Genomic DNA, 11,709 nt, shown 5'->3' with positions numbered 1-11,709 from the left:
ACCCACCGCCCCCCGACTCGCCCGGTCCCGCGCCCCGCAGCCGGTCCGCCCCCGGGCAGACCCGCCCGGTTCCGCATGTCGTAAGGAGTCGCACGCCGAAACGACCTGGGGAGAATCTCTGCGAACCGCCCGGACATCCGTCGCCGGCGAGCGGATGTCATACCGCGAATTTCGCGACGGCTCGCGGAGTCACCGGGGTGAAGAGGTTGACCAGGTTGCCGTCCGGATCACGGAACAACAGCGACCGGTTTCCCCACGGCAGCGTCGTGGGCTCGGTGACGAAATCCTCGACCACGTCCCGCAACCGCCGGTACTCGGCGTCGACGTCAGCGACCAGGAATTCGATGATGGCAGTGTGGTTGTCGGCCGGCCGCACGCTACCCGCCGCGAAAAGCGCCACAGTGCGCGAGCTTCCGATCGCGAGCGCGCCGGCCGACGTGCCGATTTCGGCGAAATCCGGTGTAGCCCACGATGCTTCGATACCGGTCACATGCTCGTAGAAGCCGGCCAACCGCTGGATGTCATCGGTGATCAGGCGGATCGAGACGAGCTTCATGGTCTGCTCCCTGCTGTCGGAGGCGGCGGAAGTCCCGCCGCCGCACACCACGGTAGATTCCATACCGGACAGATTCCGCCCGGTATGGATGCGAGAATTTCCCGATGACACGCCCCACCGCCCGAGTGCTGGCCCTGCTCGAGCTGTTACAGACCGGCGGCACCCACACTGTCGGCGAACTCGCCGGACGACTGTCGGTCGACGAACGCACCGTCAGGCGCTACGTCACCCACCTCACCGACCTGGACATCCCCGTCCGATCCGTGCGAGGCCGCTACGGCGGCTATCGGCTCGCCCCCGGCTACCGAATGCCGCCGCTGATGCTCACCGACGACGAGGCAGTGGCGGTTCTGCTCGGGCTCCTCACCACCCGCCGCACCGACCGTTCGTCAGCCTCCGCCCGCGCAGCAGACAGCGCGACAGCCAAACTCCGCCGCGTCCTGCCCGCCCGCCTCACGGCCCGGCTGGACGCACTGATCGACACCGCCGAGTTCACCACCGGCACCCAGCCGGAAGCCCCGGCCGAGACCGCCATCCTGCTCCCGCTCGCCGAAGCCACCCGAGCGCACCGGCCCATCGCGATCGACTACACCGACCGGAACAAGCACCCCAGCAAACGGACCGTCCACCCCTACGGCCTCGTCGACCACGCCGGCCGGTGGTACCTGACCGGACACGACAACGACAGCGACGAACCGCGCCGATTCCGGGTCGACCGCATCACAGCGGTGACCACACTCCCCGGAACATTCACTCCGCCGGCCGGATTCGAACCGGCCGCCGATCTGCTGTCCGCACTGGCCACAGCGCCCTACCGGCACGACACATCGATCCGGGTGCAGGGCACCCTCGCTCAGATCCGCCCCCTCCTCCCCGCCACCCTCGCGACCGTGCACGAGATCGATCCACCGCCCTCCACCCCCGACCCATGGGTCCGGGTCCGAATCCGAGCCGAAAACCTCGACTGGATACCCCCACTCCTCGCCGGCCTGAACCGCCCGTTCGTCATCGAACACCCCGACACCCTCAAAGACGCCGCACGCACCCTGGCCCACCGCCTCACCACAGCCGCCGACGCGGACGACCGGAGCGCCTAACCCTTCGCAACCCGGTGACGCCGCAGCAGAATTCGACTGCTCGCGAAACCGATTGTGCCCGCCCGGCATCCGCTCGTGCCGAACCACGGTCCGGTCCGGGCTGTGCACCACGCGGACGGCGAGTAAGGTTGACTGGTTCCGTATGTCGCTCGGGCACAAGCGCTGGGGGTCTTCATGTCGGAGCTGGGACGACCTGGCTGGGTGCTCGCCGACCGCTACCGGTTGATCGAGAAGCTGGGCAGTGGCGGATTCGGGACGGTCTGGAAAGCGCGCGACCAGCTGTTGCGTGTCGATGTCGCCGTGAAGGAAGTGCTGCTCCCGCAGGCCGAATCGAGTACGGAGCACGCCGAGCGGGTCGCGCGAGCCGAACGCGAGGCCCGTAATGCCGCACGGCTGCGCGACCATCCGAACATCGTCGGTGTCCTCGATGTGGTCACCGACGGCGTGACGCCGTGGATCGTCATGCGCCTGGTGGCCGGCCGATCCCTGAAGCAACGACTCGACAGCGACGGGCCGATGACCGTCGCGGATGCCACCACCATCGCCACCGCGTTGTTGCGGGCGCTGCGGGCAGCCCACGAGGCCGGCGTGGTCCACCGCGACGTCAAGCCGGCCGACATCATGCTCGCCACCGATCGCGAAGTTCTGCTCACGGATTTCGGAACCGCCCGCCACCATTCCGATCACACGCTCACCGCCAAGGAAACGATCATCGGCTCGTTCGAATACATGGCGCCCGAACGTATCGACGGCGAGGGCACGCCGGCCGGTGACCTGTACTCGCTCGGCGTCACGCTCTACCACACAGTGGAGGGAGTTTCCCCGTTCCACCGCGACACCATTCACGGCACGATGAAAGCCGTGATGTTCGAGGCGGCTCCCCCGCCCGCACGCGCCGGGCACCTGATCCGGCTCATCACCCGGCTGATGGACAAACAGCCGGAGCTACGCCCCTCGATCCCCGAAGCACTGACACTGCTCGCGCCCCGGACGCCGCCCGCTCCGAAACCGAAAGCCCCCGTGGAGAATTCGCAAACACCGGGAGCCGGCCGCAGACGTGGCGAAGTCGGCCGGTTACTGGCCCGGGCCCGCGACCACCAAAAGCGCGGCGACATAGGCGAAGCCGAACGGCTGCTCCGCCAGGCCGCGGCGATGAACGACGCCCTCGCCATGTCCTTCCTCGCCCGACTTCTCGAAAACCGAGGCGCCCGCACCGAATCCGAACGCTGGTACCGGCAAGCAGCCGAGAGCGGCGAAACGCTGTCGATGCTGACCCTGGGCCACATGTGCGTGAAGTCGGGCGATCTCGGCCAAGCCGCCTACTGGTACCGCCGCTACGTCGACCACGGCCACATCCTCGGAAAGGTCCACCTCGCAACGGTTCACGAGGCCCAGGGCGAAACCGACCGAGCCGAACGCCTCTACCGCGAGGTGGAACAGGACGGCGACATGGTCGCCCTGAAAGCCCTCGGCGACCAATGGAAATCCGCGGGCCGCACCGACGCCGCCAAACGCGTATACCTCAAATCCGCCCGAGCCGGCTACGCCCCCGCGAAGGCAGCCCTCGAAAGCCTCACCCCACGTTAGCCCTCTCGTGCCGGAAACGCAGCACACCGGCACTCGCCGCGGGCGATGACCATAGCGGATCACCTGACCCCGGGTCCGGGTCTCGGCACCGACACCTACCGGACGGGCTGCACCTACACCATCGCCATCACCGGAGATCCCGGCGACCAGGTTGTCCGGGTCAAGGATCAGGTGTACCGCAACGGCGCCTGGGATCACGCCGCGACCGGTACGTTCGGCCCGGTCAGCGCGGTGGCCGCTCGGACAGCACGACGGTAATGTCCGGACGTCATGCGTCTTCTCACGAAACCCGAGATCCGAGAAATGCTGAGTTCGGATATCGTCGCACATCTCTCGACGATCGACTCGCAGGGATATCCCCACGTCACCCCGATCTGGTTCCTCTGGGCGGACGGATACGTCCAGCTGACCAGCTGTCCGGGTCGGCCGCATCTGGACAGAATCACGCGAAATCCCAAGGTGGGGTTGGTGATAGACATCGAGGCCGAGTTGCGGGGCGACGGGCAGCGGCCGAATCGGCAGGTCCGGCTCATCGGGGACGCCACCGTTTCGGTCGATCCCGATGAGATCTGGACTCGGCGAATCCGGGCCAAGTACATCGACAGCACCATCGCCCCTGGCGCGGCCGAACTCACTGCGAGGCAAGGGAGACGATTGATCACTATCACTCCGCGCAAGGTCACCGCCGTGGCCAGCGTGTAGAGGAGCCGCCACTACCGTGAACAACTCCCCCGGTCGGTGGTCCGAGGCCGACGGTGCTCGTTCACCATGTATCCCAATGCAGTACCTGGTCTCGCGGGATGCGTTGGGCGGGGCGGAAATCGGTGCCGATCGTGTAGGCCAATGGGATGAAGGCGGCGAGCATCACCTTGTCGTAGGGGACGTGGAGGATGTCGGCCAGTTCGCGTTCGAGCGGGGCCTGCGCGGTGGTCCATACGGTGCCGAGGCCGCGGGCTCGGGCGGCGAGCATGAAACTCCAGACGGCCGGGAGGATGGATCCCCAGGTGCCGGCCTGTTCGCTGACGGTGGCCCCGTCGGTGCGGCCCTCGACGGCGGGGATGACGATGGCCGGTACTCGGTGGATGTGTTCGTAGAGGTGGTCCAGCCCGGCGGCGATCCGGGGCCAGGAACCGTGGGCGTTGATGCGCTGCAGGTCGCGTGAGGTCAGCGGTGTGCCCTCGGCGAGGTGGACGGCTCTGCGGTAGAGGTCGGCGACGGCGGCGCGCTGGGCGGGGTCGGTGACGACCAGGAAGTGCCAGCGTTGCCGGTTTCGGCCGGTGGGCGCCTGGGTGGCGAGGTCCGCGCATTCCTCGATCAGGCGACGGGGTACGGGTCTCGACAGGTCGAGACGTCTGCGTACCGCTCGGGTGGTGGACAGGACCTCGTCGGCGGACAGGTTCAGCGACATCGGGGTTCCTCTCGGATCGGAGCGCACTCCGTCTGCTTCGGAATCATCTGTTGCAAGATTATTTATGACCATACGGTTATCGATGATCGGCTGTCAAACGATCTGCACACAGACGATCGTGGTAGATTTCCGGCATGGCCACCAGGACCGATGCGCGCGAACCGGATTCCTTCCTTCCCCGGCTCGCGGCGGAGCGTCCGGATATCGCCTTGTGTCGCGCCTCGGCGGTCGTCGCCCGGGCCGCGGAGACCGCAGCCGCGGACAGCGGTCTGGGCGTGGGGCATCACCTGGTGTTGAAGATGCTCGCCGCGGTCGGGCCGTGTTCGCAGCAGGTTCTCGCCGCCGAGTTGCGGATCGATCGCAGCGTCATGGTCGGCATCGCCGACAACCTGGAGGAGTCGGGTTACGTTCGCCGCGAACGTGATCCGGCCGACCGGCGGGCCTACGCGGTCACGATCACCCCGCCCGGCCGGCGGGCGCTCGTCCGCGCGGAGAAGGCTGTTCCCGAGTTCCTGGACCGGACGTTCGGCGCGCTCACCCGCGCCGAGCGCGACCGGTTGACCGTACTGCTGGGCAAACTGCTGTTCGCCGGGTGAGAACCCCACGCCGGCCGTGCGACCGACCCCGCCGTCTGCGGACCGCCGGGTGGCGCGGACCGGCTCGAACGGCGCCGGGTCCGATGATCAGGTCGATTCGGCGGCGCGGGTGCGGGTGGCGGTGGGGGTCTCGCCGGTGTGCCGGCGGTAGATACGCCGGAAGGCCGCCGGGTCGGCGTAACCCACTGCGGCGGCGATCGTGTCGACCGGCTCGCGGGTGGTGGTGAGCAGGGTCGTGGCCTGCCCGACTCGCAGGCGATGCACGTACTCCGTGGGGGACACACCGAGCTGGTCGCGGATGCGCCGCGCCAGGGTGCGGGGCGAAACCGCTGCGGCCCTGGCCAATTCGCCGAGCGAGAGTTGCCGGTTCAGGTTGGCGTGCACATGTTGCTGGATCGCGCGCACCACCGGGTCGGTACCCCGTAGATGCTCGAGGACCATGTACCGCGATTGGGACATGCGTGCGTCGAGCACCAGGTAGCGGGCCACCCGCTCGGCGAGGGCGCCGCCGCCGAGCCGGGCGATCAGGGTCAGCAGCAGGTCGGTGTGGGCGAAAGCCGCACCGGCGGTGAGTACTTCGCCGCTGTCGACGACCATGCGGCCGGCGTGCACGGTGATGTCGGGAAAGCGGCGGGCGAACAGGGGCGCCAGCCACCAGGTGGTGGTGGCGGCGCGGCCGGACAGTAGCCCGGTGGCGGCGAGGACGAAGGTGGCCGAGCAGGAGGCTGCCACCGTCGTGCCGGAATCGGCTGCCCGCCGGATGATTTCGACAGCCCGCACCGTTTCGGGCCGGGCCAGGAGTTTGCTCACCAGTGCTTCGTCGGTGGCGGACGGGCCGGGTATCACCAGGATGTCGCGGGGACCGAATTCGAGTGAGCCGAACGGGGTTTCGGTGTCGACGCCGATGCGCCGTCCGGTGCCGGATCGGACGGGTGAGCCGTCGAGGGATACCACGCGCTGTCGCAGCGGGGCGCCGGGCAGGTCGCCGGCGAGTGCGGCGGCCGTGCCGACGATGTCGACTCCCAGGCCGAGCGCGCCCTCGAGCACACCGTCCAGCCCCAGGTGAGTGATCATGTGGCGAGAATAGACCGAACAGTGGCGATATCGCCACTGTCGCACTCCCGGCCTACTGCGCGAAGGTTCGTGGGTGCAGCAATCTCTCCCGGCGGACTCCCGCGACGACGACCTCGCCGACTTCGCCTCCCGATCCATCACGCTCGACGGGGTCACGCGCACCGTGTACACGGCAGGCGCCGGACCGGCGGTCGTCGTGATGGCGGAGATGCCGGGCATCAGTCCGGATGTGGCGCGATTCGCCCGCTGGGTGCGTGACGCCGGGCTCACCGTCTACCTGCCCGCACTGTTCGGCCGCGACGGCGCCTACCCCGAGGCCGAGGCCGGCGCCGAGGTGTTCCGGCGCGCCTGTGTCAGCGCGGAATTCCGTGCCTTCGGCGCGGGGAAGTCCAGTCCGGTGGCGGTGTGGCTGCGGGCGCTGGCCGCACTCGCGCACCGCGAGTGCGGTGGCCGGGGCGTCGGGGCGTTGGGTATGTGCTTCACCGGCAATTTCGCGCTCACCATGATGCTCGAGCCCCCGACGCTGGCGCCGGTCCTGTGCCAGCCGTCGCTGCCGCTGGACGAGCCCGGCGGGCTGGAGATCTCGGCCGGCGAGCTGGCGGCGGTGCGGGAGCGGCTCGAGCGAGAGGATCTCGTGGTGCGGGCCTATCGTTTCGAGGGCGACCGCTTCTGCACCGGACAGCGTTTCGCCGCCTACGCCGCCGCACTGGGCCCGCGCTTCGAGGCACGGGTGCTGCCCGCCGAGGCCGCGAATCCCGCTCCCCCGCCGTTCTTCTCGCAGATCGTCGGCTGCCCGCACAGCGTGGTCACCGCGCACCTGATCGATGCGGCGGGTGAGCCGACAGTCGCAGCGCGTGACGAGATCATCGCCTTCCTCGTGGCACGGCTCACCGGGACCGAGGTTCCTTCGCGGTGACGCTGCGCCGGCGGCACACCCGGCCAGCACGACCATCGCCGCGGCCACGAAGGACCGAATCAGAGGCGCGCGGCGGCCGCGTCGAGGAATTCGGTGATCTCGTCGCCGAAAACGGTGTCGCCACGCAGGTATTCGACACTCAACTGCACCAGATCCTGGCCGAGCCGGGTCGGTGTGCGGAAGTCGGCCATGAAGGTCTCGAAGTCGTCCACGTCCTCGGTGCAGCGGACCACCGCGCGGAGGTAGAAGGACAGTGCGACGGGCGCGCGCACCGCCCGCAACATGCCGTCGCACTGCTCCAGCCGATCCCGGCCCAGATTGTGGATCAGCTGCCCGAAACCGCCGTTGTTCACCTGGTAGTCGAAATCCGCGGCCAGCACGGTCAGGTAGACCAGGTCCCGGTCCGATGCGTCGAGCCGGTCGGCGTCGTCGATCAGTTCCGCCGCCCGTTGGCCGAGCCCTCGCAGCCGCTCGTGGTACACGCTCACGGCGCCCACCCTAGCCGCCGCCGGGTAAGCGGCACAGCGCATTCGGCGCGCGGACGACAATGGCCGGAACCGGCGGAAGGCGATTCAGCCGGGCAGGTGCTCCGGAATCTCGAACAGTTTCGCCAGCGCGGGGTCGGTGAACACCACGTTGACCGCCACCAGGCCGTCGATGACGGTGAAGACCTGCAGCGAATGGAATTCGTGGCCGCCGCTCGGCACGGACGCGTAGGCGGCCAGCGCCGGCTGGCCGTTGGCGGTGAGATGCCGCATGCGCCAATCGGTTCCGCGCATCGCGTACACCCGTTCCATGAACCGGCCGTAATCGGCGCTGCCGCGGTACCACAGCGGCACGGGCGGCATCTCCATGATCGCGTCGGCGGTGACCAGCCGCACCAGCGCGGGCACGTCCGCCGCCTCGAAAGCCTGTGCGTAGCGGTGGATCACCTCTCGCACCCGCGGATCGTCGGGTTCACTGATCCGCTCCGGGGCGGGCAGCCCGGTCAGGGCCGCGCGGGCACGCTGCAGCGCGCTGTTCACCGCCGGGACCGTGGTCTCCAGCTGCCGGGCGACCTCGGCCGCGCTGAATTCCAGTACCTCACGCAGGATCAGCACGGCCCGCTGCCGCGCGGGCAATACCTGCATGGCCGCCACCAGCGCCAGGCGCAGATCGGTCGTAATCTCGAACCGAGTGTCGGGATACGGCTGCAACCACGGAATATCCAGCGCCGGACGGAGTTCCGCGCCCGTGTCGTCCGACGGCTGACCCAGCCCCGAGGGCAGCGCCCGTCGCGCGCGCCCCTCGAGGGCGGTGAGGCAGGCATTGGTGGCTATCCGGTACAGCCACGTCCGCACCGACGCGCGCGTGCTGTCGTACCGGTCCCGGGACCGCCACGCGCGCAGCATGGTCTCCTGCACCACGTCCTCGGCCTCGTGCACCGAGCCCAGCATCCGGTAGCAGTACGCCACCAGCTCACCCCGGTAGGGCTCGAACTCCGTCGACACCCGCATATCGAAGCATCTCCGGCGCTCCAGGGCCAGCAACGAACGCCGGAAATCGGCGGTGGTTACATGGTGTCGTGCGCGTCTCCGGCGACGACCGGCTCGCCGCACCGGTCGAAAGGGGCTCGATGCGTGACGAATTGATCGCCTGGCTCACCGATGTCCGGTCCGATCACGACTGGACGCACGCCACCGTCCGGCGGGGCTGTTTCCACGACGTGGCGGTCACGGGCTCCGTGGTCGCGCGCGTGTCGCGGCACGGTTCGCAACCGGAACGCACCGCGCGCGAGCACGCCACGCTCACCGCCGTCGCCGCGGCGAACGTCCCCGTCGAGCATCCGAGACCCCTGTCCGGCGTCATCGACCGCGCGGACCGTTCGGCGACACTGGTCACCGTGGCGCCCGGATATGAACGGCCGCAACCGGATTGGCACCTCGTCGGCGAGGACCTCGGCGCGCTGCTGCGTGCCCTGCACGAAACCGCCGTCGGGCCGATGCCCGCGCCACGGAGTTGGTGCGGCGGCGCGCGGTGGCCGGATATCGTGGCGGACTCCGTGATTCCGGAACTCCCGGACGATTGCGCGAGTGCCGCAGGCCGGGTGGTCACGAACATCCTGACCGTGGAGGCGCCGGCGACCGGTTTCGTGCACGGCGACTTCGGCCCGCACAATATCCTTTGGCGTGGCACGGAGATTCGCTCGCTCATCGACTTCGACCACAGTTGCGTCGGCGATCCGGCCATCGACTACGCGTCATTGATCAGCTTCTACGGCGCCGCCGCGGTCGGCACCCTCACCCCGGACGCCGCCCTGCTCGACCGGGCGTTACACCATCGTGCCGGATTCACCCTGCAATTGGCCGCGGCGGCCGTACTGGTCGGCGACGAAGGCCTGTTCCGACATGCGATCGGCAACTTCGGATCCCGGCTGCGGGCGGGTACCTTGCACGATCCGGGCGGCAGCACGCCGGCCCGATGGTGGCCACCTACCGAATCCGGTACAGCAGTTCGGAGTTGAGGCGGCGGACGAGGGCGCGCAGGCGGTCGCGGGTGGCGGACGCGGGGTCGGCGAGGCGCAGTTGGAGCAGTTCCCGGCCGGAGGCCTGGAGCACCCGGGCGGTGTACTCCGGGTCCTCGAGGTCCGGGTTGATCCGCAGGAGCTGGCCGACGAAGTACTCGCAGACCACCGCTTGCGAGACGGCCAGGCGTTCGTAGAGTTCGGGCGGCGCGCCCTGGGGCGGGAAGAGGAACAGTCGCCAGGTCTCGGGGTGGGCGTCGACGGCGCTCAGCACGCCGTCGAAGGCCCGCAGCAGGGGGTCGGCGCCGGGTTCGGGGTCGTCGTCCGCGATCGCGGCGGCGAATTGTGTTGCCGCTCTGGCTGCCTCGCGGTCGATCAACGCCACGAACAGTCCGGGGAGGTCACCGAACTGCTGGTAGAGCAGCGAGCGGTTCACGCCCGCCGTGGCCGCGATGCGGTGCGGGGTCGCCGCGTGGAAGCCCGCCGCGGCGATGATCGTATGGGCCACATCGAGAATCTGCTCGCGGCGGGCCTCGGCGGTCATCCGTCGGCGGTGCTGCGAGTCCATGCTTGACAGCATAACTAACACTGCGTGAGTATCTTACTAACACCTTGTTAGTTGGAGGATGCGGTGACAACGCACTACCCCACGCTCGCACAACGTGTCCGCAGTCAGCGTGAGCTGCAGCCGGATCTCTACGGGGACATGGATTTCGACAAACGGCCGTACCGGCTGGCGACGGAGCCGGACGCCCCGTCGGCCCTGCCGCGCTGGGTCGCCGCCCGGGAACCGCTGCTGGCCGACGAGCGGATCACCGAATTGATCTCGACGGCAACGATGCTGGGCGACACCGTCGCCGATCCGCTCGCGGCGCTGACCGCCGTCCACAGCGTCACCGAGCTCATCGCGATGGTCCGGCTCGCCTGCCGCGAAGGCGTCGGGGCCGTGACCGACGCTCCGCCGGAACTGGTGGCGTTCATCGCCGCCATGGAGGCGACGCCGGAGTGGGTCGACGCCGATCTGGTCCGGGCCGGCGCGCGGCAGGCCCGCATCGACGCGGCGCTGCTGGCGCCGTTCGTGACCCGGGGCGCGTTCATCGCCACGTTCACCAATACCTATGCGGCACTGCCGATGGCGCTGACCGGCGCGTTGTCGGGGCGGCGGGCGGCGCGGCGGGTGAACGAGACGGCGAGCTTCTTCGCCGTCACCACCCTGCCCGGCGCGCTGGATCGTTACGGCCCCGGATTCGAGGCGGCGGCCATGGTGCGGCTGATGCATTCGATGGTGCGCTACAACGCACTCCGGCGCACCGATCGCTGGGACCCCGGCATCTACGGCATGCCGGTCCCGCAGGTGGACCAGATGCCCGCCGGGATGATCAACCTCTACCTGCTCGCGATCCGCGCGCGCCGGCAGGGGCGCACCGAATTCGACGAAATCGAGCGTTCGGTGGTCGAATTCGGCCGCTATCGCTGCTTCCTGCTCGGCCTGCCCGAGGAACTGCTGCCCACCACGGCGGCGGGCATCATCGAGGTGTTCCATGCCCGGGCCGCGCTGCTGCGCGACGGGTTCGACGATGCGACCTGCGGCGAACTGGTCCGATCGACCATGGACGCCTATCTTCGTCCCGGCCGCACCCGCTTCGACCGGATCGCCGACGCGGTCGAGAAGAGTTGGAGCAGAGCGGCTTTCATTCTGGCATTCTGCAACGGCAACCGGAAGTCGGCGCGCGCCATGGGCGTCACCATCGGCGCCACCGACATCGCGCGGATCGCGGCGACGGCCCCGTTCGTCCTCGGGCGGTTCCTGGCGGTGCGGGCCGTGGACCGCCGGCTGCCCGGACTGCGATGGGCCATCGACCGCTACACCACGCGGCTCGCCGAACACCGTCTGGTGACCTACGGCAACGCCGAATACCTCACCGACGCACGTCAGTACAGCACCGCCGGCTGAGCCGGATTCGCCGTCCCG

Annotated in this window: 14 protein-coding genes; 8 read left to right on the top strand and 6 right to left on the bottom strand. The window is 69.1% G+C overall.

What is annotated here, in order from left to right:
• Positions 1-157: 157 nt before the first annotated feature.
• Complete coding sequence (locus NRB56_RS24265) at positions 158-556, bottom strand: VOC family protein (protein WP_153346080.1); 399 nt, start codon at positions 554-556, stop codon at positions 158-160.
• A gap of 104 nt (positions 557-660) precedes the next feature.
• On the opposite strand from NRB56_RS24265, the gene NRB56_RS24260 reads away from it, so the two are divergent.
• The 4 genes from NRB56_RS24260 to NRB56_RS24245 all read left to right on the top strand — a co-directional run bounded on the left by NRB56_RS24260 (position 661) and on the right by NRB56_RS24245 (position 3,942).
• Entirely contained in the window at positions 661-1,653 is a 993-nt protein-coding gene (locus tag NRB56_RS24260; protein WP_153345895.1) for a helix-turn-helix transcriptional regulator, read from the top strand.
• A 174-nt stretch (positions 1,654-1,827) separates the two neighbouring features.
• On the top strand, positions 1,828-3,240 hold the full coding sequence (locus NRB56_RS24255; RefSeq protein ID WP_153345893.1) for a serine/threonine-protein kinase: 1,413 nt from the start codon (positions 1,828-1,830) through the stop codon (positions 3,238-3,240).
• A 45-nt stretch (positions 3,241-3,285) separates the two neighbouring features.
• Positions 3,286-3,498 carry a hypothetical protein gene (locus NRB56_RS24250; protein WP_153345891.1) on the top strand — a complete coding sequence of 71 codons (213 nt, stop codon included), beginning with the start codon at positions 3,286-3,288 and terminating at the stop codon, positions 3,496-3,498.
• Positions 3,499-3,510: 12 nt separating this feature from the next.
• A complete protein-coding gene (locus NRB56_RS24245; RefSeq protein ID WP_153345889.1) occupies positions 3,511-3,942 on the top strand; it encodes a pyridoxamine 5'-phosphate oxidase family protein in 432 nt (143 codons plus the stop codon).
• 61 nt (positions 3,943-4,003) lie between these two features.
• On the opposite strand, the gene NRB56_RS24240 is transcribed toward NRB56_RS24245, so the two are convergent.
• On the bottom strand, positions 4,004-4,648 hold the full coding sequence (locus NRB56_RS24240) for a nitroreductase family protein (RefSeq protein ID WP_153345887.1): 645 nt from the start codon (positions 4,646-4,648) through the stop codon (positions 4,004-4,006).
• Between the two features lie 134 nt (positions 4,649-4,782).
• Between NRB56_RS24240 and NRB56_RS24235 the strand changes: the two genes are divergently transcribed.
• Positions 4,783-5,244 (top strand): MarR family winged helix-turn-helix transcriptional regulator, encoded by a 462-nt coding sequence (locus NRB56_RS24235; protein ID WP_153345885.1) that lies wholly within the window; start codon positions 4,783-4,785, stop codon positions 5,242-5,244.
• An 87-nt stretch (positions 5,245-5,331) separates the two neighbouring features.
• Here NRB56_RS24235 and NRB56_RS24230 read toward each other — a convergent pair whose 3' ends face one another.
• Positions 5,332-6,318 (bottom strand): GlxA family transcriptional regulator, encoded by a 987-nt coding sequence (locus tag NRB56_RS24230; protein WP_153345883.1) that lies wholly within the window; start codon positions 6,316-6,318, stop codon positions 5,332-5,334.
• A 73-nt stretch (positions 6,319-6,391) separates the two neighbouring features.
• On the opposite strand from NRB56_RS24230, the gene NRB56_RS24225 reads away from it, so the two are divergent.
• Entirely contained in the window at positions 6,392-7,234 is an 843-nt protein-coding gene (locus NRB56_RS24225) for a dienelactone hydrolase family protein (protein WP_319943459.1), read from the top strand.
• A gap of 59 nt (positions 7,235-7,293) precedes the next feature.
• On the opposite strand, the gene NRB56_RS24220 is transcribed toward NRB56_RS24225, so the two are convergent.
• Together NRB56_RS24220 and NRB56_RS24215 are read right to left on the bottom strand one after the other, a co-directional pair.
• A complete protein-coding gene (locus tag NRB56_RS24220) occupies positions 7,294-7,722 on the bottom strand; it encodes a DMP19 family protein (protein WP_153345880.1) in 429 nt (142 codons plus the stop codon).
• A gap of 84 nt (positions 7,723-7,806) precedes the next feature.
• On the bottom strand, positions 7,807-8,730 hold the full coding sequence (locus NRB56_RS24215) for a sigma-70 family RNA polymerase sigma factor (protein WP_153345878.1): 924 nt from the start codon (positions 8,728-8,730) through the stop codon (positions 7,807-7,809).
• A gap of 119 nt (positions 8,731-8,849) precedes the next feature.
• Between NRB56_RS24215 and NRB56_RS24210 the strand changes: the two genes are divergently transcribed.
• Positions 8,850-9,737 (top strand): aminoglycoside phosphotransferase family protein, encoded by an 888-nt coding sequence (locus NRB56_RS24210; RefSeq protein WP_153345877.1) that lies wholly within the window; start codon positions 8,850-8,852, stop codon positions 9,735-9,737.
• Here NRB56_RS24210 and NRB56_RS24205 read toward each other — a convergent pair.
• Entirely contained in the window at positions 9,706-10,281 is a 576-nt protein-coding gene (locus NRB56_RS24205; protein WP_153346078.1) for a TetR/AcrR family transcriptional regulator, read from the bottom strand. The two genes, NRB56_RS24210 and NRB56_RS24205, sit on opposite strands and share 32 nt — an antisense overlap.
• An 87-nt stretch (positions 10,282-10,368) precedes the next feature.
• On the opposite strand from NRB56_RS24205, the gene NRB56_RS24200 reads away from it, so the two are divergent.
• Entirely contained in the window at positions 10,369-11,691 is a 1,323-nt protein-coding gene (locus NRB56_RS24200; protein ID WP_319943457.1) for an oxygenase MpaB family protein, read from the top strand.
• Positions 11,692-11,709 lie beyond the last annotated feature (18 nt).

The sequence above is a fragment of the Nocardia aurantia genome (genome assembly GCF_009604425.1).
GTDB classification, from domain to species: Bacteria; Actinomycetota; Actinomycetes; order Mycobacteriales; family Mycobacteriaceae; genus Nocardia; species Nocardia aurantia.
This window is presented reverse-complemented; position numbering and strand designations above follow the sequence as displayed.